The organism is Candidatus Eisenbacteria bacterium (assembly GCA_018831195.1).
Taxonomy (GTDB): Bacteria; Eisenbacteria; RBG-16-71-46; order CAIMUX01; family JAHJDP01; genus JAHJDP01.
This window is the reverse complement of record JAHJDP010000032.1, coordinates 114408-133980: the sequence shown is the minus strand read 5'-3', so window position 1 is coordinate 133980 and position 19573 is coordinate 114408. Positions and strand designations below refer to the sequence as shown.

Below are 19573 nucleotides of genomic sequence, written 5' to 3'. Positions count from 1 at the left end.
TGTCTGGAATTGAACAAAAGGTGATCATTAAATCGCCGGGTCCTCATTAGGATCCGGCGATTTTATTGATCTGTAGGCTTATTGCTGGAGTTGATCGCTGAAGTATTACCGGCGGAACTTTGGACGCTTTCTGTGCTGCCGGCCGCTCGGCCATGCCGGGGTGAAGGACCGCAGGCGGCCCCGCTTAAGGGCATTTTTCGACCGCAACCGCATCCCTGAATATCCCAGCCAAAACGAAATGAGTAGGATGATGGCGATAATGGCGACAACGGGGTTCATGGGCGCCTCCTCCCCGCTCTCACTCCCCGGTCTACTCCAAGATCATGTCCAGGGGCTGTCATCCTTTGAATCATCTCCCTCGATAATCCGGAAACTGCTCCGCAGTTTATCCCTCCGCCACCGATCGCGGCTGCTGCCCCCAGGCCAACCCTTGAGGAAGATATACCCGAAGACCATGCCGCCCAAATGCGCAATATGGCTGATCCCGTCGTCGGATTGAGAAACTGAAGAGATGAACTCAATCGCACCGAAGATGAGAACAAAAATCCTTGCGGGGATGGGAAAGAGAAAATAGAGCAGGATGGGGCGGTTGGGAAATGTCAAACCAAACGCCAGCAGGAGCCCATAAATGGCTCCCGATGCGCCGATAGTGGGAATATAAATGGCGCGCGGGTTGCCGAAACCCAATTTAATCGCCACATAGGCGAAAGCGATCGTCGTGAGACCGGCTCCAATCCCTGTCAGGAAATAATATTTCACCCAGCGTTTGGTACCCCATTGATACTCGAGCTCCGACCCGAACATCCACAGGGCGAACATATTGAAGAGCAGATGAAAGAGGCCGCCATGCAGAAACATGTAGGTGATCGGCTGCCAGAGGAAACCCTGCCCCATAACCGAATAGGGAATGAGCCCCGCATACCGCGTCATGCTGGATCCCAGCAGCTGCTGCAGCAGATAAAAGATCACATTCCATATCATGATCATTTTTACTGCAGGGCTGATTCGAGGTCCGAAAGAAACGCCGCTCGATTGGCGAAAAGCCATGCCTCAATCCCCTTATTCAATCCTCTTAAGCTGGTGGTATCCCCAGCGCCTGCGGGCGCGAGGCCGGTCTAGGACGATCCTTTTCCAGCCTGTGTCCCGGTCCGCTGCGGCATGGGAAGCTCCTTCTTCTCCCCATGGGGAGGGGTCTCCCCCATTGTACAATTTCCTTGGAAAAAGGCTCCATCCTCGATTTTAAAGACCGCGGCATGGACATCACCCTCAATCCTGGAGCCCTTGTGCAATTCCACCCGGCCCTTGGAGATAATCTTCCCCTGGATCCTTCCAGCGACAACAGCGTCCTGAACATGGATTTCCGCCGTCAGCACACCGGAAGGACCGACGACCAGGCCGCTGGAAACGATGACATGCCCTTCCACCTCACCATCGACTCTCAGGCTGCCGTTGACCTTTATCGTTCCATTGATATGCGTTCCCTTGCCGATGAGAGTGCCCACGGAGGATTCTCCGCCGCTCACGGCTGGCATGGGTCTTTCATCCTTCTTAAACATTCCGGTAATCCCTCCTCCATTACTTCCTCCACAATTAATCCATCCTCAATCACTTTCTCCCCAATGACTTCATCGACAAAGGGAAAGGTCTCTGTTCCTATTTATCTGTCGGGAGTGATGCCTTAAGGACCACTACCGTTAAATCATCGGCTTGAGACATCTCTTCATGCACCCGCGTGGCATCGACGACCCCACGACAGATGACATGTGGGCTTTTACCCCGCAATTTCCGGACGGTTTCCACCAGCCGCTCCGAGCCAAATTCCTCTCCCCGCCCATCCGTGGCTTCTGTGATGCCATCCGTGTAGAAAACCACAATATCACCCGGTTCCAAAGTTACAAATTGCTCTTCAAATGTTAGATGCGGGAAAGCTCCCAGCACCGTGCCGCCTTCCCAAAGCCATTCAACGCGGTCATCGGCCCGGAGCAGGAGCGGTGGATTATGACCGGCATTAGAGTAGGTCAGACGCCGCGTTTTGATATCGAGAACGCCATAAACCGCTGTGATAAAACTCCCCGCATCCCCACTTTCCAAAAGAAGATCATTGACCCTGCCCAAAATGGTCGCAATGGCGTAATTATTGCGGATTTCAGCTCGCATCGAGGCCTGAAATCTGGCGCCCACGAGAGCGGCCGGAACCCCTTTGCCCGCCACATCGGCGATGAGGATCCCTGTATGACCCGGATGAACCGCGAGAAAATCGTAGAGATCCCCACTGACCTGCCGGCTGGGCACATTGAGACCCGCCAACCCCATCCCTGTTATTTCCGGGGACCGGCGCGGCGCTGAAGCCTCCTGAATCGACCGGGCAATCTTGATTTCCTGCTCCAGGCGTCTTTTCTCCAGAAGCTCCTCATGCAGCCGGGCCCTCTCGATCGAGATCGCCGCTTGAGAGGCAAAGGTCGTCAGCAGCTTCACATCCGACTTATTAAACATCCCCAGATGATCCGATTCGAGGTTGAAGGCCCCGATGACCCTGCTTTCCGATACGATGGGGACCACCAATTCACTGCGTGTCGTGGCCCGGGCCCTAAAATACCGAACATCTTGGGCAACATCCTCCATCAATAGAGGTTTCCCCGTCTTGGCCACCCAGCCGACGGCCCCCTGTCCCATTTTTAAATGAGCCTGCCGCTCGGAGGCGGCGTCATATCCCTGACCCATGAAAAACTCGACGTCCTTGCCCTCGGCATCAGTGAGATATATGGCGGCGGCGTGATAGGGAATCGCCTGTTTCAGAAGATCCAGAAGCAAGGGAAGAATCTCTTTTAACTTCAGTGTCTGGTTGAGCTTAAGGCTGATTCGGTAGAGGCTTTCCGTTTCCAGCTTTTCCCTTTGGATCATGCGGTAGAGCAGGGCGTTCTCGAGAGAGACGGCGATTGTATCGGAGAGAGAACGAAGGAGATTTTCATCTTCCTCGGTGAATCCACCCTCACCCTTGTTCAGCGCCTCGATGACGCCGGTGATGCGGTGCCCCCGTTGGAGGGGGATGCCAAGGACCTCCCGGATCGGGAGTTGAATGCGTCCTCCACATTCCGTCTGCACGCGCGGATCTGAGGCCGCTCCGCGAATCCGAACGACGAGGCCGTTCTTGAAGATCCAGCCGGCCAGCCCTTCATCGAGCCCGAGTTCATAATGTTCCCCTTCAGGACGGATGTGATTCGCGGCGACATAAAAGCGTAAGCGACCCGATTCCTCTTTGTAGAGAAGGAGCGAAACCGCTTCGCACTTGAGACCCTCCTGGACGATCTCAGTAATGATGGCCAGGCGCTTCCGCAGCTCAAGCGAGGTGTTGAGGCGATGGGCGGATCGGACCAGAAAGTCCAGTTCGCGGATTTGGGCGGCGAGATCGGCGGGTAGGTTTGACAGTGTGGAATCATCCAACCGCATGGCCAATCCTCACGAATCGAGTATAGATTTCGGTACAAGGTCGAGAGGGAAAGGGTCGATTTCCGTCAAGACCGCTCTAGGGGTGATCCCGGCCGACGGTCCAATGGAGAATGCGTCCGCAGTTCTCGCAGCGGGGGATGGCTCCACGCTTGATGGCCAGCATTAAGCCAGCCATCGGCTGCGTTGCCCAGCAACCGAGGCAGATCAGATCAGCTAATCGCTCGACGGCCCGCTCGTGGCGTTGGCGGATACGATCATAAAGGCGCAGATCCTTCTTCAGCGTCTCGTCTGCCAGCATCTCGGCGGCCTGCCGATCTCTGATCGCTTGGAGTTTCCCCACCCCCTCTTCAGAGATGACAAAACCCATCTCCTCTTCGGTTTGCCGGAACTTCGGATCCATGGCCTCCCGAAGATGGATATCCAGATCCTGGAGAAGCTGGAGTTTATCTAACCGTTCAGCTAGAGAGAGCTTCTGAGAAGACACTCTTTAAATCCTCGAAGGTTGCAACCTGCATTAAAGCGTCCCGGGCGGTGTCCGTCTTAACCGCTTCCACGATTTTCCCAAGGAGGGGTAGATATTCATTCTTTGGGTCATGATAGGGCGCCACGATGAGAAAGATGAGGTGGACCGGCTCGTTATCGATGGCATCGAAGGGGATTCCCTTCTTCGACCGGCCAAAGGCGACCTTGAGCTTGCCGGTAGCGAGGGTTCTTCCATGAGGAATGGCCACTCCCTTCCCGATTCCGGTGCTGCCCAATGTCTCCCGGCGCTTCAGCATTTCCAGCAGGAGTTGCGGATCATGGACCTCCCGTTCCCGGGCCAGAAGTTCGGTCATCTCCTTCAGAGCACTATCCTTGGATCGCGCCTTGAGCTCACGGACAAAACGCTTTTCACTGAAATAGGTCAGAAGTTGTTGGGATGTCATCCCTATTGTCAAAACCTCCTCATCGGGTTCAAACCCATTGAACATCCATTCCGGTCGATAAGCTATAGTCAATCTAGCAAATCCAAGTGAGGAGGAGCAACTCTCTTCGAAAATTCCAGACCCAGTTCTTTACACCGTCATGATGATATCACGCTATAAATTCCGGAGCTTGTTCTGTGGCACCCAACCTCGGACCCCTTCCCCCACTTCAATCTCATACCACTCACCGAGATGCCGCCTTTGACGGACCAGGGTCCCTTCCGACAGCTGGGTCAGCTGCTGAACATCGGATTGAGGAGCTGAATAGACCGCCGTCGTTTCGACCAGGACCCCGTTAGGCCAGTGCTCGACCTCCCATGCCTTGAAACCAAGGGCCAATACCGCTGGAATCGCCAACAGGACCGTGATCCGAAACAGGGCATGAAAGAGGGGGCGCTTCCGGCGCAAGAGGAGGGCCGCTATTCCCAGGAGAGCCCCCGCCCAATACAGGCCGGCGCAGATGAGGACAGCATCCGAGATGGAATAGGCGGCGGTGAGGCCGCCAAGCCATCGGAGCCAGCGAATCCGGCTGGAGCCGTTCGGTGTCATCTCCAAACCCAGGACCGAACGGACCATGGCATAGTTGTGCTGAAGATCCGGATCTCTGGGATTCGATCTGAGGGCGCGTTCATAGTAGAAGACGGCCCTTCCAAACTGATGGGATCGGAAAGCGGCGTTTCCCGTATTATAATCCAGAACCCATCCCCGTAGTCCCTCCTCTTCAATCTCCTGATATATCTCCAGAGCCTGGATGTAGCTCCCGCTCCGGTAAAGATTCTCGGCCTCACCGAAAGATCGGACCACTCCCTCGGGCAGCGCCCGCTCCGCGGCCCGCGTCACGCCACCGCAGAGCAGGAGAAGAGTTACCAGGACGGCGAGCCGTCTCATACCCGCCTCCCCCGGAGGTCCGCATCCAGCCGGTCGAGAAGCTTCCCGGTCCGTTCCTCCGGTTTCTCATCCCCCGGTCGGCCGGGCGCAGAGGGAGCGAAGGCCGAGGCATCGCAGAACTCCAGAAAATCCGAGAGGTCCTTCATCAGGGAATCTTCCACACCGAGGAGACGCATCTTCTCGAGCAGGAGACGGCGTTGAACTCCGTGGCGCTCATAGTATAAGCGATCGGCCAAATAATCCTCGAGGATGGCGCCGCACCGCTGCCACCGGTGGGGTTCATCGGATCTCAACTTGCGAATCCGGTCTTTGGCGCTCTTCAGGGCTCCATGGCGCCGAAGCCCTTGGAGGTCCCTCTCCAATCGCCGCCGTCTCCTGGAATAGACAAGGGCCGCGCCCAGACCTAAAAGAGGCAGTCCATGAATCCAGGGCAGCCATCGATCCAGAATGGAGGCGGATCCCAGGCGCAGGCCGGTGAGATTGGTTTTAAGGTAACGGATATCTTCTTCGACGATGGGTAAACCCCGTCCCCCCAGGGTGATCAGTTCCTCCGATTCACCGGGCAAAACCTGGATTTTAAGTGGTCTCGATGCGGCCCGGGTGAACCGTTCCTGGTACGGATCAAAATAGGATAATGTTAAAGGAGGGATTGTCACATCCTCCGCGCTTGTAGGAATGAGAATCCACGTGAATATCTTCTCCGCATCAATCCGTCCTTCCAGCGGTATGGAGCGCGCCTTCACACCGGAATCAAAAATCCGGACCGACTCCGGCGCCGGCAACTCCAGAGTCCCGAGGGCATTCACTGATCCGGTGCCGGTGATGGCCGCTGTTATTGTAACCGCCTCATTTGCTTTGACGGTGGTGGCGTCGGCCGTCACCTCAATGGCGAATTTACCGACCGCCCCGCTGAAATCGGCCGGCTGGCCTGTTCTTGGGATGGAACGAACGACAACTTGAATCGGTTCGGATTGACACACCTTCTGTTTTTCACGGTATTGTCGACCGAAAATCGAAAAGGGGCTTCGCGTCGGTTTGGTCCGGTCCTCAATAGCGCATTGAACCTCTGCGGGGCTGATGGTCAACACACCCGCCCGCGTCGGGTAGAGGGCGGTCTTGATTTCGGTGACCGAATAAACGGTTCCATTCCTTCTCACGGTGAACCGCTTTTGCTCTCCCATCGGCTCTTCGATAAAACCGGTCGTCGCCGGCGGGGAATAGTTCGGCCGCTCGGTGAAAGAGACCTCCGGGCCGGTGTAAAAACGAAAGATCAGAACCACCTGTTGATGGATATAGACGGTATCCCGATCGACCTGTGTCGTGACAAAAATATCATCTCCGCCATCCGCCCGGCCGGGCATCTGACTTTGCGGGCGGTTTCGTGTCTGCGACGGGGTCGGCGCAGCGGCGCCCACCGTCAACTCCAGCGGCGCAACCTCATATTTTTCGCCGTCCATCGCAACCTGGATCGGTCCGACGTGGATCAGCCCTTCCCTCCGGGGAATGATCCGGAATGTATAACTCGTCGTCGAGGAGGCCCGTCCGTTGACAAATGAGAAATTTTGCGAGGTTCCCTGATAAGTGGAGTGGTATCCATCCCCGTTCATCACCGATGGCTGACCGTCGGCGCCGCCCCCTTCCACGGTGACGGTCAGGGTTACGATATCCCCCATCTGCACCTGCGGCCGGTCTAATTGTGCAACAATCTTCGGATCGGAACCAGCCGCCGCACGTTGGAGGAGTCCCAACCCCATCAGGAGCGCCAGGAGAGCCGAAAGCAGGGGTAAGCGGATCCGGCAACTCCGGATCACTCCCATCCGCCTTTTCATTGTCCCCGTTCTTGACATCACCCGTCCCTAAGGCCCGTCGCTCTTACCATTCCTCTTTACCAATCCTTAGCTACTGTGACCGATTTTAAACGCGCTTTCATCCTCTCAGCCTGGATCGTTTTCTCCTGCAGGGCCAGGCTTTCAAGAAGACGCCCGATATCCTGCTGGAGGATCTCCGAGGGTGTGGGCTCTGCTCCCTTCGGCTCCTCTTGCTGATTTTGAGACTCCGCCGAGTCCTTCTTTTCGTCCTCAGATTCGGGAGGCTGTTGTTGCTGATTCTGCTGCTGGTCCTGTTGCTGGTCCTGTTGCTGATTCTGCTGCTGGTCCTGTTGCTGGTCCTGCTGCGACGGATCTCTCTGCGAGGAGGAATCGGGCGGGGCGCCTTCTTGTGATGGATCGGACGCCCCGTTCTCGGATGGCTCCTGCTGCTGCTGTTGCTGCTGTTGCTGCTGTTGCTGATCCATTTGGCGCAACAGGAATTCCAAATTCACCTTGGCATCTTCATCTCCCGGATCGAGCAGAAGCCCCGCCCGGAATGACTCCACCGCTCCCTCCATATCCCCGGAGCGGTATTGGGCGCATCCTCGATTGTAGAGTGATCGCGCCTGAATCGCGGCATTCCCCCCCGACAGGCTGGAGGCGCCGTCAAACTGCGTCACTGCCGTCGGGTAATCCTGCGCCCGATAGGCCACATTCCCGAGGTTATAGGGGATCCGCGGATCCTTGGGATGATCCTGTCTCAGTTCTTGCAAGCGGGACTGGGCTTCATCCATCCGGCCCTCTTCGTAGAGCTTGAGGGGATCGTCACTCGTGCCCTCATCAGCGATAAGTCCCGTCGCGAGGCACAACAGAATCAGGGAGGCTTTTGCCACCGAATTCAGGGCGCGGCTCCCTTTTTTGTGATGTCTTTTGCCCTGGCGCCGGATGCCCAGAAGGATTCTCAGAATGAGGAGTATCAGGGCCGGAACAACAAGCTCGCCGTATCGATCGCGATAAATGATCCGAATTCCTCCTTCCACCTCACCCTCTTCCAATGCGTCGATATACTTCATGAGAACATCGACCTCCGCGCCGCTGCCCGTAGCCCGAACATAAAAGCCCCCCGTCTCTTTGGCAAACTCCCCCAGGAGCGTTTCATTAAGGCGCGTCATCACGATGCGGCCTTCAGTATCACGCTTGTGCTCCGTCCGGCCATCGCCGGCGGGGATCGGGATCGGCTCACCCTCCGGGGAGCCCATTCCCACGGCGACGACCCGTATGCCGCTGTTCCTTAATTCGGTTAAAACGTTTTCGACTTCCCCCTGATGATCTTCCGCATCGGACAGGAGCAGGATAACCCGCGTCCGGTCGTCCTGATCACCCACAACCTCCATGCCCTTGCGGAGCGCCGCGGCCAAGGCCGTGCCCGGCTGCCCCACCAAATCGGTGCTGAGAGCATCGAGAAATATGTACAAGGCCGTACGATCCAGAGTGAGAGGACATTGCACATAAGCTTCGCCGGCGAAGGCCACCAATCCGACCCGGTCTCCCGACATGCGATCAAGGCAGGATTTCAGGACGCGGCGCGCATAGGCGAGCCGCCCGGAGGGAAGATCCTCCGCCAGCATGCTGGTGGAGACATCCAGGACAATGGCCACATCGCGGCCGCTGCGGGTGACGGGAACCTTTCCGGCGGGAACCTGGGGCCGCGCCGCCGCAAGGATCAACAGCACGGTGGCGATGACGGCGAGACAACCGCGCCGAATTTCACCCCAAGGATCGAGATGGCGAAGGAGGCGGTCCATCCCCCCTTCCCCGGCGAAGCGGCGGAGACGCGCCCGCCGCCGGCGCTCGATCAAAATCAGCCCACCGATAAAGAACGGCATCAAACCGAGGAGCCAGAGGATTTCCGGATGGACGAATCTCATGGCAACCTCCGGAACCAAAAGGCCGTCAGGAATCCCTGCAACATCAGGCAACCCAGCGCCGGCCAAATCGCCCAGACCCCGACATCCTTTCTGGAAATATGTTCGATCATCTCCTGCGGCCGCAGTTCGAGTTGATCAATTTCTGAAAAGATCATCTCCAGGGTTCGGGAATCGGTCGCCCGATAGTAGCGCCCCCCTGTGGAATCAGCGATCGCCTGCAGCGTCACGTCATCGACGGCGGAGGGAACATTCACATAATGCCGCCCCAGGATCGGATCATCGACCGGGTAGGGCGCCTCACCAAGCGTTCCCACTCCGATTGTATAAACACGCACGCCCAAAGCCTTTGCCATGGAGGCGCTGGTCAAGGGATCGATGGTGCCGGAATTGTTCTGCCCATCGGTCAGAAGAATGACGACCTTTGACGGCGCCGGGATATCTTTTAGACGGGCGAGGGAGTTCGCCAAGGCCATTCCGATCGCTGTTCCATCCCTGATCTCTCCAAAAGTAACATTGTCCACAAGTTCCAATAGCAGTTTATGATCGACCGTCAGCGGGCATTGAGTATAACTATCCGCGGCGAAGACAACGAGACCGATCCGGTCTTCAGGCCGGCCGAGGATAAAATCGCCGGCCACGATCTTTGCCGCATCTAAACGGTTCTTCGGCTGAAAATCCTCGGCCTTCATACTGCCGGAAATGTCGAGCGCCAGAATGATATCCAATCCTTCACTGACAACCTTCTGCTCCGACTCCCCCTTCTGGGGATGAGCGAGGGCGATCACGAGCAGGATCAAGGTGGTGAATTCCAAGACGCCCGGGATCCAGGCCAAGCGGGCGCGGCCGATCGGCAGTCCCTTGATAAGATCGACATCCGAAAAAAGAACACCTCCCCGCAGGCGCAGGGTTCTACGAACCACGATGAGCAGCGGCACCAAGAGCAGCAGAAGGAGAAAGCCGGGTTGACCAAAGTTCATCTATTGTTAACCCTCCTTCCCGGCGGCCGATGCAGCGCCGTCGCCCTTCAATCCGTCCGATTCAGCATCACTCAGCGTCGATTCATGAATCCTGTGGACAATCTCCCGGCCTTCATTCATAAGGTTCCCACACTCGGCAAGGGTGGGAACGGCGCCGGCAAACTTGATCTGATCGCCCACTCCCAGCCAATTGAGGAGGCGGTTCCCCAATTTCAGATCGAAAGCCTCTTGGCGGGTCCAGCGGCGGATCTCCGCCGTTGTCATTTCAAGGATCGGCTTCTGATATCTTCGCTCCATGTAGCGGCGCACCAGCCAGCTCAAGCGCAGGGTGTACAATCCCCATTCCCCCTTTTCCGGGAAGCGATCCGCCTGAAGTTTAACAAGACCCAGGTCGAATTCCTCCAGCGGCGGCAGGGCCGGGCGGGCGAGAGTCCCCATCTGTCCCCGGCGGCGGCGCAGCAGATAATAGGCGGCGGCGGCGGCGAGCAGCAGCACCCCCCCCATCACTATCCACAACAACCGGCTGCGCTTCATCGGAAGCGGGGGCTTAATATCCCGCAGATCGGCGACCTGTTGAGAATCATTGATCACACGGGCGATGGATATGGCCAGGGTATCGCTCCAGAGCAGGAGTGAATCGGCTCCCAAGAGATAGGCCACCGGCAGGGGGCCTAAACGGTGGTGACCGGGCTCGAAGGCGGCCAGCTCCACGGATTGTGAATAATATGTCAGGGAATCGCCAAGGTTCCGTTCCTTTGGCGCGGATCCCTTCCGGAGGGCAAAGGGAGCGGGCACCGATTCAAAGGGTGATGCCAGCAGGCGGCTGCCCGCCGGCAGAGCACCCGAAAGCCGAATGTGAAAGGGATCCCCAAGGGTCAGCGAATCCTGCGGTATCGCCTCCCACTGAAGCCGCCATTGACCTTGGCCTTCCTCGGTTGGAGTCTCGCGGGCGCAGGAGGTCAATCCCATGATCAGCGCAAAGATGATCGGAAGGATGCCCGCAAGGAAGCGCCTCATGACCGCGCCCCCACGTTCGGACCGGCCACGATACCACCGCTCGATCGCCGCTTCAGGCGGACCTTGAACAGGTGTTGCAGAGCCGCCGCCGGATCTTTCTCTGTTTCGAGCCAGACGGCGTCAAGACCGGTCCGTCCGAAAATATGGCTCAAGACCTCCCGGCGATGCCGGCCCCGCTCTTCAAAGAGTTTCCGGACACCGGCATTCGATGTATCGACCAAACGCCGCCGCCCGGTCTCGAGATCCTCCAGCTCCACCAGCCCAACCGGCGGGAGCACCTCTTCCCGTTGATCGCTCATCACGACGGGGATGAGATCATGGCGGCCGGCGACGCGGCGCAGAGCATCCGTTGGGTCAGGGAAAAGAAAATCACTCATGAGAAAGACGACCGCCCGGCGGCGGAGAAGGCGGGCAACCTGTTCCAGCGGCTGGCTCAGGTCGCTGCCGCGTCCTTCGGGGCGGAATTCCAAGAGCTCGCGGAGCAGGCGGAGGCCATGGCGCCGCCCCTTGCGCGGCAGGATGACCTTCTCCAAACGATCGGTGAAAAGGACAAGACCGACCTGATCCCTGTTACGGATCGCAGAGAATATAAGGAGGGCCGCTGTTTCGGCCAGGAGATCGCGTTTCGCCTTGCCGCCCGTACCGAAAAGGGTCGATGCGGAAAGGTCGGCCATCAGGAGAACCACCAGCTCGCGGGTTTCTACAAATGTTTTAACATAAGGTTCGGCCGCTCTCGCCGTGACGTTCCAGTCGATGGCCCGCACGTCGTCGCCGGCGACATAGGGGCGGACATCGTGAAACTCCATCCCCTGTCCACGGAAAATGGAGTGGTACTCACCTGAAAATATCTGATCAACCAACCGGCGGGTGCGGATCTCAAGATGCCGCACTCGCTTCAGGACCGCTACGGGATCTTCCGTTTCAAAATCATCCCAGGTAGGCAAATCCGCAACCGATGCATCTCCGCCTCCCCGGAATGGGTTACGGAACTTCCACGTGGTCCAGGATTTTTTGGACCAGGTCATCGGAGCTGACCTCCTCGGCTTCCGCTTCATAGGTTGTCAGGATGCGATGGCGCAAGACATCGGGAGCTATCGCTTTAACATCTTCTGGGACGACATAGGGCCTGCCGCTGATGAAGGCGTGGGCCTTCGCGGCCAGGGCGAGATTAATCGTGCCCCGGGGAGAGGCGCCGTAGGCGATCAGTCCTCCGATGTGGAGACCCACCCTTTCCGGCTCCCGGCTGGCAAAGATAATTTGTACAATATAATCAGTGATCTTCTCATCCATATAGATCTGGCGAACCACGGCACGGCTGTCAAGAATGTTCTTCGGCGTGATCACCTGCCGCACCTCAGGTACGTGGCTGCCCGTCATCCGCCCCAAGATCTCTTTCTCTTCTTCGGGACTGGGATACCCGACGCGCAGTTTGAGCATGAAACGATCGACCTGCGCCTCCGGCAACGGGTAGGTCCCCTCTTGCTCAATCGGGTTTTGTGTGGCGAGGACGAGGAAGGGTTCTTCGAGGGGATAGGTGGTTTCCCCCAGTGTGACCTGCCGTTCCTGCATCGCTTCCAACAGGGCGCTCTGTACCTTTGCCGGCGCTCGGTTGATCTCATCGGCAAGGACAATATTGGTAAAGACCGGTCCCTTGTGGACGGTGAACTCCCCCGAGCGGGGATTGTAGACCATCGTCCCGGTAAGATCGGAGGGCAGCAGATCGGGCGTGAACTGAATCCGGCTGAAACGGGCCTGAATCGCTCCCGACAGAGCCCTGACCGCAAGGGTCTTGGCCAAGCCGGGAACGCCCTCCAACAGGACGTGGCCATCAGCCAGGAGGCCCACAAGGAGTTTCCGAACCATATCCTTCTGCCCGACAATGACGCGGGCTATTTGCTCTTCCGTCGCGTTGATCGCCGGGGTCAACTCTTCCAATTGCGCCTTAATGGCTTGCAGATCCATCGGGGGCAAAGCTCTATCCTCCCTTCCATCAACACAGACTCAAAATGATCATGCCGATCTTATTCAACACAACCGGACACACGAAGTTCCAACATGGGCTCAGCAGAGTGTTAACTGAGGTTCAACTCGGCATCAACCCGGAGGCCACTTCATCGAACGCCCGCCCAGAAGGTGGAAATGGAGATGAAAAACGCTCTGTCCCGCGTCGGCAAGACAGTTGACGACGATGCGATACCCCAATTCATCGATCCCCTCGGACGCGGCCAACGCCCGCGCCTGAAGATGAATGTGGCCGATGAGCTCCGCATGGTCCTTCTGAAGATCGTTCACCGTGGCAATATGCTCTTTCGGGATCAACAAGATGTGGGTCGGCGCCTGAGGATTGACATCGCGAAAGGCGATGATCAAATCATCTTCATAGACTTTATCCGCCGGAATCTCACCGGCGATAATCCTGCAAAATAGACAATCCTTCATCATGCCTCCCCTGTTCCATCAATGGCTGTTCAAGGTCTAATCACACAATCTCTCCGCGGCCATCATCTTCTGAACGCGTTTCTCATGACGGCCGCCCTCAAACGACGCCTTGAGCCAGCTTTCTAAAATCTCAAGGCCCGCCTCCATCGACTGATTGTCGGCCCCGAGGCAAAGCACATTGGCATTGTTATGGCGGCGGCTCTGATCCGCCATGGCGGGTGTGCAGCAGAGCGCGGCGCGGATCCCCTTCACCTTATTCGCGGTCATGGCCATGCCGACGCCGTTGGAGCAGATAAGGATTCCCCAGGTATCCACACCTGCGACGACCTTACGGGCGACGGCGAGCGCGTAATCGGGATAATCGGCGGCATCGGGAGATTTGGGACCGGCATCTTCAACAACGAATCCCTTGGACTCCAGCCAGGTTATAAAATGGGCTTTTAACTTATAACCCCTATGATCGGAACCGATGACCATCCGTCTTGATTCTCTCATGAGTGGGTTTCTCCGGCTTGAGTCTTGGCATTGACCATTTCGCGAATCAGCGGATCGGCCTTTTCCGTGAGGCGCTCCAAGATGGCATATGTTTCTTCATAGGCATAGCGGCCCGCCCCAATCGGATCCCCAACACCTTCGTCCCCCTCGCCGACGAATTCCGTGATGATAAAAACCCGGTCGGCGAGATCCGGCGCCATCGTGAGAATCTCCATCTGGTGATACGGCTCCATGACCAGAACCAAATCGACATCACCGAGGAGCGTCCGGGTCAGCAGCCGGGAGCGGTGCTTGCTGATATCAAGTCCCCGCTCGGCGCACACATCCACGCCGTGTTGTGAAGCGGGAACCCCTTCGGGCGCGGCCGTGCCGGCGGAGTCGACGAGGACCGGCAAATCCCTCAGCCGATGTGTGAGCAGTCCCTCCCCGATCGGGCTCCGGCAGATATTGCCGGTGCAGACAACCATGACATGAAACAGCTTTTCCCCCATGAAATCTCCGTCCGTTAGCCGAATATCGGTCTTTTTTGGGATTCTTTGCTTCAAACCTGGATTTTATAAATCCCGGAGGGGGAACGCAACGGTTCCCCGCCCAAGGAGGTGGAATCGGTAAACCGAATTCTGGATTATTTCAGACGGAGGCAGCGATTGTAGGAAATATCGTCGCCGATCCGGCAACGGATGAAGTAGATCCCCGCCGGCGCTGGATGTCCGGCGCTATCGCGGCCGTTCCATTGATACTCATGGCTGAGGCCGCCGGTCGATGACAATAATTGAATCCGCCGTCCTGATACGTCAAAGACACCGATTTCAGGAGGCGTCCCCTGAAAGGCGCCGAGACTCACCGTCACCGGCCCCGCAGAGGGATTGGGCCATATCCGCACCTGGGGGCTGACTCCCATCCGGCCGCCGGCGGCGACCCCGGAGAGCCCGTTCGTAGTGCCATCGGCCTTCAAGATGATGCGGACCGGCATATCCTCACCCAAGGGATTCTCCTCGGCGGGAACCGTATCCTGAGCCGCCGCATTAAAACGCAGGGTCGCTGTATGAATCGTCGCCTCGCCGCTGGAGGCCGGATTCTCGCAAAGAATGACCTCCCCAAAGCAGCTCTCGGAGATAATTTCATAATCCTCCGATGCGCCGAAGAGAGGATCATAGGTAAAGTGGACGATCATCGGCAGAAACTGATTGAGGGAAACCACCCCATCCGTGGGATTCGGATCGGTTATTTCTCCAAAGGCATCTTTCGTCGGATCGGTTTGAATCGTGATGTTCCGAAGAGCGGCAAGTCCGGCATCAATATCTTCAACCGTCGCATCGAGATCCCACAAAATATCCCAGGCGCCCGCTTCGATCCCCGGATCTGTGGCAAAGTAGAAGGTCCCGTCGGCGGCTCCCGCGAAATCAAACCCAAAAATCGTCATGGTGACTGAACTTTGTGCCGGATCGATATTGTAGAAGATCGCATCCGCCCTTGGGATGCCGATCAGGAGGCAGAGCATGAGGATCAGATTCCCGAAAATCCAAACAGCCTTAACAGGTCGTGACACAACGGATTGAAGCTTCATTTTTGACCTCCCGGGATACCCGGATGTGACACTTTTCAGGAGTGACATCCATGCCTGAACCACCCGATATACCGGGTGATTATAACACGGACTGATGGGAACAGGTAGCTCGAGCTCGGAGCCCCTGCGTCACGAGGAACTCGGCCGGAGAGCTCCTCACCCATCAAACTCGATCTTGATATCCCCTTGACGGAGGATGTCGATCCGGCCCACCGTTGGAACACGGATCAGCGTCGAGGGGGGGCGGGCGCGGGGCCCACCATCGATGATGGCATCCACCTGGCTTTTCCAATTTTCGGAAATTTCCTGAATCGTCGTCGCCGGCTCTCGTCCTGATGGATTGGCGCTGCTGGAGAGAAGAGGAACCCCAATATCCTCTACCAAACGATTGAGAAAGGGGTCATCCGGCCACCGGACGGCAACCGTTCCATTGGTCTGAACGGCAGGCGGCGCCGCCGGGCCCGCCGGAAGAATCATGGTGAGGGCGCCGGGCCAGTACCCCTTTAATTTCTGAAAAAGCGGGGTTTGCGGCGGTGAAGCCACCCATTCCAGCATCTCCATCGAGTTGATCAAGCACAACAGAGACGAACCGGCCGGACGTCCTTTGAGTCTCAGGATCCGGTAGCGGGCTCCAGAATGGTCCCATCGGCTGTGAAGGCCGTAGACGGTATCTGTCGGCAGGATGCCGACCCCTCCCTCTCTCATGAGATCGACGAAGCGGCCCCAGCCGGCCTCGGAAGGCGTTCCGGGTCTGGGCGGGAAGAGATCCCCTAGATCAACATTAAATTTCGGATTCCTGACATGAGCGGCCATTCGATACCTCAAGCCATCAGCGGGCGTCTGAGCCGGATCGCTTTACGCTGCCCCCATCATGCCCTATGATCCTACCAGGGTTCAAGGTCCGGTGGCATGCAGTCTATCCGTTGGTTTTTCCAAGCGAGATGATATGAACCGGCATACATTACAGCATCTGCATCTATCGCCCGGTCCGGGAGATCCTCCTCCACAGAAAAGCAGGCCGTCACAGAACTCCTCACCACCGGCGGCCATCGAGTTTCTCAATGCGGATGGAGTCCGCGACCTTCTTCAAAACGAACTATCCCGTACCGAAAGATTGCGATTTCTCCTCATCTCGCGCAAAGCCCTCATCGATGAGTGCGCGCCCTTCGATGTGATCCCCTTGCTCAAGGCCGGTGTCTTTGACGCCATTATCGCCAGCCCGCTTCTGCTTCAATTGGAACTCGGCCTGCATCCTCAGATGTCGAATGGCGACCCGGCGCCGGTCGCGTCGATCCAAGAAGCCCGGGGCGTTCTCTGGCTTCACGACGTCGCCATTGAGAAGAGGCTGTTATCCAATCCCAGGGCGGTATCATCCTATCTGCTCTCTTCACCCCCGTTCCAACATATCATGCCGTCATCAGCCTTATCCCAGAAGCTGGGACGGTATTTAAAAGAGAAAGAACGGCTTTTAAAAGAGCCCGAAAGCCTGCTGTCGGTAGCCTATACATTGGGGGTGCCGATTCTGACGCCATATCTCATCGCCTCACAGCTTGGAAAACTTCTCGCGGCGTTGGCGCTGGGAGGGAACCGCCTGACTCATGATCCGGCCATTGATCTCAACGAAATGGCGGGAATGATCCATGAGTCTCAACAATCCGGCGCCGGATCCCTCTTTGTTTCGCTCTGCGGCAGCGGACCTTTGTGGTTCGTCCTCAGAACACTTCAATTCCTCGACACCTCGCTCGGTATTAAGACGGACCAGGCGCGGATCCTGACACTGCTTGCCGATTCGTGCATTAAGCGGGATTTGAAGGAGACACCTTCGGTTCAAATTTTAAAGGAAGAAGCCCCGTCCAAGATCTTCTCGGCCTATATAACAAATATGCCTTCACGTGAAATAATGGCGCAGCTCGATGAGCTTGCCTCCGCCCTCCCCGAACGCGCCCCGCGATCGCTTGAAAACCATAGAGAAGACCTTGTCGAGCGTCTTCGCAAATCGCACATGGAGGCCACGACATTGAAGAGATGGCCGCCGCTGCGGATGCGCTTCCCAAAACGAGGTTAGATCACACCCTCCCGCCTTCAGCCATGTGCTGGATCAGCTTATCGAGACGATCGGCGATCTCTTTGTTCTCCAGGGCCAAAATACGAGCCGCGAGAAGGGCGGCGTTTCGCGCGCCCACCTTGCCGATCCCCAGGGTTCCGACAGGGACACCGGCCGGCATCTGAACGATTGAGAGCAAGGCGTCCATCCCATCCAGATTGGGTCCGGCGACAGGGACGCCGAGTACGGGAAGGGATGTATAAGAGGCGATCACACCGGGGAGATGCGCCGCCAATCCGGCGACACCGATGAGGATCTTTATCCCCCTGGCCTTGGCACCTTTAACATATGTGCGGGTGGCATCGGGCGTCCGATGAGCGGAGAGGACCTTGCTTTCGCAGGGGATCTTAAAAGTTCCTTCGAGGATTTTGATCGCTTCAACCACAATCGATTCATCATTCACGCTGCCGTAGAGAATGCCGACCCGTGGCTTTGTCTCTTGCTTTGCGCCCGATTTTGGCGCGGGTCTGGTTTTCTTTTGCGTTCCCGTCATCAGATCTTTCCTTCCTTCAAAGCCGCGATACCCCTATGCCCTATATCGCGCCTCATCGTCTTCCCCTCGAATGTGACAAGACTCGCCGCCTCATAAGCGCGTCGCAAGGCGGAGGGAAGGTCATCCCCCCTTCCAACGGCATTGAGGACACGGCCGCCGGTTGTCACGATCCGGTGGTTGCTGTTCATCGAACCCTCGGGCGATTTCGCGCCGCCGAAAGGAGCGGGTGATGGATGAAAGGGGGATTCACCCCGGCCCGTCGGTCCGATCTCAGCCCAAGCTGTTCCGGCATGGAAGATAAAAGCTCCGGGTAGCTCTCGCGCTTTGGAAATCCCACTGATGGGAAATCCCTTGGCATACGAGCCCGGATATCCCTTTGAGGTGAGAACAACCGTTGCAGCCCACTGATCCGACAACTCTAAATCCGGGGTCTGTGTATCACGGCCCGACGCCCAGGAAAGAGCCTGCAGCAGATCGCCCTTTAGGATGGGTAAAACGACCTGTGTTTCAGGGTCACCAAAGCGGCAGTTGAATTCCAAGACATCCGGACGCCCCTCATCCACCATGAGACCCGCATAGAGCAGCCCCGTATAGGGGCGGCCTTCCCCCTGCATGGCCTCGAGGGTCGGGAGGATCACCTCGTCCATGGCGCGCCGTTCCAACGCGGGCGACCAGCTGACAACCGGCGCCGTCGCTCCCATCCCCCCCGTGTTCGGCCCGGCATCTTTATCCTCGGCTCTTTTATAATCCTGTGCGGTCGGCAGCAACACTGCATCGGAGCCGTTGGTCAAAACGAAGAGGGACATCTCTTCACCCTTGAGACACTCTTCTACAATAAGCCGGTTGCCGGCGCTGCCGAACTCTTTCTGAACCAGCACCCTTTCCACAACCGACTTGGCTTCCTCAATCGTCTTCGTGACAAAAACTCCTTTCCCCGCGGCGAGGCCGTCGACCTTGAGGACCTGTGGAAAGGACTGCCGCTTGAGAAAGGCGATCGCATCCTGCGGTTTGGTGAAGATCTCGAACGCGGCGGTGGGGATGCCGTGGGAACGCATGAGGGTTTTTGAGAAGACCTTGCTGCCCTCGAGAGCGGCCGCATGACGGGAGGGACCGAAGACATCATGCCCGGCGGCCCGCAGGCGATCGGTCAATCCGCCGACAAGGGGTTGTTCCGGACCGACAATGGTGAAATCGATCCCTTCACGGCGCACCACTTCAAGAACCAATTCATTGTCGGATGGATTTCCAGCGACACACCGGCCCAATTCCGCGAGTCCTGGATTCCCAGGCAATCCGATGATTTCGGGTTTGCTCGGGGAATTCGAGAGGGCCCATGCCAGGGCATGTTCCCGGCCGCCGGACCCGATGATGAGAACCTTCTCGACTTCACTCAATGGCGGACCCTCCCCATGATGCAGCCTTGAATCCATTCGTCCCCGACGTTA

At 57.5% G+C, this 19573-nt stretch carries 21 protein-coding genes; 1 reads left to right on the top strand and 20 read right to left on the bottom strand.

Translation table 11 applies throughout. The features are described from left to right. Positions 1 to 105: 105 nt before the first annotated feature. The 18 genes from KJ970_06520 to KJ970_06435 all read right to left on the bottom strand — a co-directional run bounded on the left by KJ970_06520 (position 106) and on the right by KJ970_06435 (position 16344). The gene (locus KJ970_06520; protein MBU2690566.1) at positions 106 to 279 is read right to left on the bottom strand and encodes a hypothetical protein; all 174 of its coding nucleotides are present in this window, start codon (positions 277 to 279) and stop codon (positions 106 to 108) included. A 42-nt stretch (positions 280 to 321) separates the two neighbouring features. After that, positions 322 to 1047: a rhomboid family intramembrane serine protease gene (locus KJ970_06515; protein ID MBU2690565.1), complete on the bottom strand. Its 726-nt coding sequence runs from the start codon at positions 1045 to 1047 to the stop codon at positions 322 to 324. A 68-nt stretch (positions 1048 to 1115) separates the two neighbouring features. Beyond that, positions 1116 to 1556, bottom strand: coding sequence for a polymer-forming cytoskeletal protein (locus tag KJ970_06510; protein MBU2690564.1), 441 nt, complete (start codon positions 1554 to 1556; stop codon positions 1116 to 1118). A gap of 97 nt (positions 1557 to 1653) precedes the next feature. Continuing rightward, on the bottom strand, positions 1654 to 3447 hold the full coding sequence (locus KJ970_06505; protein ID MBU2690563.1) for a SpoIIE family protein phosphatase: 1794 nt from the start codon (positions 3445 to 3447) through the stop codon (positions 1654 to 1656). A gap of 76 nt (positions 3448 to 3523) precedes the next feature. Then, positions 3524 to 3931, bottom strand: a complete 408-nt coding sequence (locus KJ970_06500) for a hypothetical protein (GenBank protein MBU2690562.1) — start codon at positions 3929 to 3931, stop codon at positions 3524 to 3526. Continuing rightward, a complete protein-coding gene (locus KJ970_06495) occupies positions 3903 to 4373 on the bottom strand; it encodes a PTS sugar transporter subunit IIA (GenBank protein MBU2690561.1) in 471 nt (156 codons plus the stop codon). Before KJ970_06495 ends, KJ970_06500 begins: the two co-directional genes overlap by 29 nt. 153 nt (positions 4374 to 4526) lie before the next feature. Continuing rightward, positions 4527 to 5300, bottom strand: coding sequence for a hypothetical protein (locus tag KJ970_06490; protein MBU2690560.1), 774 nt, complete (start codon positions 5298 to 5300; stop codon positions 4527 to 4529). Continuing rightward, positions 5297 to 7147, bottom strand: a complete 1851-nt coding sequence (locus KJ970_06485) for a BatD family protein (protein ID MBU2690559.1) — start codon at positions 7145 to 7147, stop codon at positions 5297 to 5299. The genes KJ970_06490 and KJ970_06485 overlap by 4 nt, the downstream gene beginning before the upstream one ends. A gap of 38 nt (positions 7148 to 7185) precedes the next feature. Continuing rightward, a complete protein-coding gene (locus KJ970_06480) occupies positions 7186 to 9036 on the bottom strand; it encodes a VWA domain-containing protein (protein ID MBU2690558.1) in 1851 nt (616 codons plus the stop codon). Next, positions 9033 to 10013: a VWA domain-containing protein gene (locus KJ970_06475; protein ID MBU2690557.1), complete on the bottom strand. Its 981-nt coding sequence runs from the start codon at positions 10011 to 10013 to the stop codon at positions 9033 to 9035. The genes KJ970_06480 and KJ970_06475 overlap by 4 nt, the downstream gene beginning before the upstream one ends. A gap of 6 nt (positions 10014 to 10019) precedes the next feature. After that, positions 10020 to 11030: a hypothetical protein gene (locus KJ970_06470; protein ID MBU2690556.1), complete on the bottom strand. Its 1011-nt coding sequence runs from the start codon at positions 11028 to 11030 to the stop codon at positions 10020 to 10022. Further along, a complete protein-coding gene (locus KJ970_06465) occupies positions 11027 to 12055 on the bottom strand; it encodes a DUF58 domain-containing protein (GenBank protein MBU2690555.1) in 1029 nt (342 codons plus the stop codon). Before KJ970_06465 ends, KJ970_06470 begins: the two co-directional genes overlap by 4 nt. After that, a complete protein-coding gene (locus tag KJ970_06460; protein ID MBU2690554.1) occupies positions 12012 to 12992 on the bottom strand; it encodes a MoxR family ATPase in 981 nt (326 codons plus the stop codon). Before KJ970_06460 ends, KJ970_06465 begins: the two co-directional genes overlap by 44 nt. Before the next feature lie 132 nt (positions 12993 to 13124). Then, on the bottom strand, positions 13125 to 13469 hold the full coding sequence (locus KJ970_06455; protein ID MBU2690553.1) for a histidine triad nucleotide-binding protein: 345 nt from the start codon (positions 13467 to 13469) through the stop codon (positions 13125 to 13127). Between the two features lie 36 nt (positions 13470 to 13505). Then, positions 13506 to 13946 (bottom strand): ribose 5-phosphate isomerase B, encoded by a 441-nt coding sequence (gene rpiB, locus KJ970_06450; GenBank protein MBU2690552.1) that lies wholly within the window; start codon positions 13944 to 13946, stop codon positions 13506 to 13508. A 14-nt stretch (positions 13947 to 13960) separates the two neighbouring features. Further along, positions 13961 to 14455: a low molecular weight protein arginine phosphatase gene (locus KJ970_06445; protein MBU2690551.1), complete on the bottom strand. Its 495-nt coding sequence runs from the start codon at positions 14453 to 14455 to the stop codon at positions 13961 to 13963. Positions 14456 to 14589: 134 nt separating this feature from the next. Then, positions 14590 to 15531 carry a hypothetical protein gene (locus KJ970_06440; protein MBU2690550.1) on the bottom strand — a complete coding sequence of 314 codons (942 nt, stop codon included), beginning with the start codon at positions 15529 to 15531 and terminating at the stop codon, positions 14590 to 14592. A 156-nt stretch (positions 15532 to 15687) separates the two neighbouring features. Further along, positions 15688 to 16344 carry a threonylcarbamoyl-AMP synthase gene (locus KJ970_06435; GenBank protein ID MBU2690549.1) on the bottom strand — a complete coding sequence of 219 codons (657 nt, stop codon included), beginning with the start codon at positions 16342 to 16344 and terminating at the stop codon, positions 15688 to 15690. A 133-nt stretch (positions 16345 to 16477) separates the two neighbouring features. Between KJ970_06435 and KJ970_06430 the strand changes: the two genes are divergently transcribed. Continuing rightward, positions 16478 to 17596 carry a deoxyhypusine synthase family protein gene (locus KJ970_06430; GenBank protein ID MBU2690548.1) on the top strand — a complete coding sequence of 373 codons (1119 nt, stop codon included), beginning with the start codon at positions 16478 to 16480 and terminating at the stop codon, positions 17594 to 17596. 1 nt (position 17597) lies between these two features. Here the strand turns inward: KJ970_06430 and purE are convergent, their stop codons facing one another. Both purE and purD read right to left on the bottom strand, forming a co-directional pair. Continuing rightward, positions 17598 to 18128 carry a 5-(carboxyamino)imidazole ribonucleotide mutase gene (purE, locus tag KJ970_06425; protein ID MBU2690547.1) on the bottom strand — a complete coding sequence of 177 codons (531 nt, stop codon included), beginning with the start codon at positions 18126 to 18128 and terminating at the stop codon, positions 17598 to 17600. Next, positions 18128 to 19558, bottom strand: a complete 1431-nt coding sequence (gene purD / locus KJ970_06420; GenBank protein ID MBU2690546.1) for a phosphoribosylamine--glycine ligase — start codon at positions 19556 to 19558, stop codon at positions 18128 to 18130. The genes purE and purD overlap by 1 nt, the downstream gene beginning before the upstream one ends. Positions 19559 to 19573: the final 15 nt, after the last annotated feature.

Bases quoted from the DNA above. Each gene is read 5' to 3' on its own strand.
- KJ970_06520 (MBU2690566.1), bottom strand. From the start codon at position 279: ATGAACCCCGTTGTCGCCATTATCGCCATCATCCTACTCATTTCGTTT.
- KJ970_06515 (MBU2690565.1), bottom strand. From the start codon at position 1,047: ATGGCTTTTCGCCAATCGAGCGGCGTTTCTTTCGGACCTCGAATCAGC.
- KJ970_06510 (MBU2690564.1), bottom strand. From the start codon at position 1,556: ATGTTTAAGAAGGATGAAAGACCCATGCCAGCCGTGAGCGGCGGAGAA.
- KJ970_06505 (MBU2690563.1), bottom strand. From the start codon at position 3,447: ATGCGGTTGGATGATTCCACACTGTCAAACCTACCCGCCGATCTCGCC.
- KJ970_06495 (MBU2690561.1), bottom strand. From the start codon at position 4,373: ATGACATCCCAACAACTTCTGACCTATTTCAGTGAAAAGCGTTTTGTC.
- KJ970_06490 (MBU2690560.1), bottom strand. From the start codon at position 5,300: ATGAGACGGCTCGCCGTCCTGGTAACTCTTCTCCTGCTCTGCGGTGGC.
- KJ970_06485 (MBU2690559.1), bottom strand. From the start codon at position 7,147: ATGTCAAGAACGGGGACAATGAAAAGGCGGATGGGAGTGATCCGGAGT.
- KJ970_06480 (MBU2690558.1), bottom strand. From the start codon at position 9,036: ATGAGATTCGTCCATCCGGAAATCCTCTGGCTCCTCGGTTTGATGCCG.
- KJ970_06475 (MBU2690557.1), bottom strand. From the start codon at position 10,013: ATGAACTTTGGTCAACCCGGCTTTCTCCTTCTGCTGCTCTTGGTGCCG.
- KJ970_06470 (MBU2690556.1), bottom strand. From the start codon at position 11,030: ATGAGGCGCTTCCTTGCGGGCATCCTTCCGATCATCTTTGCGCTGATC.
- KJ970_06465 (MBU2690555.1), bottom strand. From the start codon at position 12,055: ATGACCTGGTCCAAAAAATCCTGGACCACGTGGAAGTTCCGTAACCCA.
- KJ970_06460 (MBU2690554.1), bottom strand. From the start codon at position 12,992: ATGGATCTGCAAGCCATTAAGGCGCAATTGGAAGAGTTGACCCCGGCG.
- KJ970_06455 (MBU2690553.1), bottom strand. From the start codon at position 13,469: ATGAAGGATTGTCTATTTTGCAGGATTATCGCCGGTGAGATTCCGGCG.
- rpiB (MBU2690552.1), bottom strand. From the start codon at position 13,946: ATGGTCATCGGTTCCGATCATAGGGGTTATAAGTTAAAAGCCCATTTT.
- KJ970_06445 (MBU2690551.1), bottom strand. From the start codon at position 14,455: ATGGGGGAAAAGCTGTTTCATGTCATGGTTGTCTGCACCGGCAATATC.
- KJ970_06440 (MBU2690550.1), bottom strand. From the start codon at position 15,531: ATGAAGCTTCAATCCGTTGTGTCACGACCTGTTAAGGCTGTTTGGATT.
- KJ970_06435 (MBU2690549.1), bottom strand. From the start codon at position 16,344: ATGGCCGCTCATGTCAGGAATCCGAAATTTAATGTTGATCTAGGGGAT.
- KJ970_06430 (MBU2690548.1), top strand. From the start codon at position 16,478: ATGAACCGGCATACATTACAGCATCTGCATCTATCGCCCGGTCCGGGA.
- purE (MBU2690547.1), bottom strand. From the start codon at position 18,128: ATGACGGGAACGCAAAAGAAAACCAGACCCGCGCCAAAATCGGGCGCA.
- purD (MBU2690546.1), bottom strand. From the start codon at position 19,558: ATGGATTCAAGGCTGCATCATGGGGAGGGTCCGCCATTGAGTGAAGTC.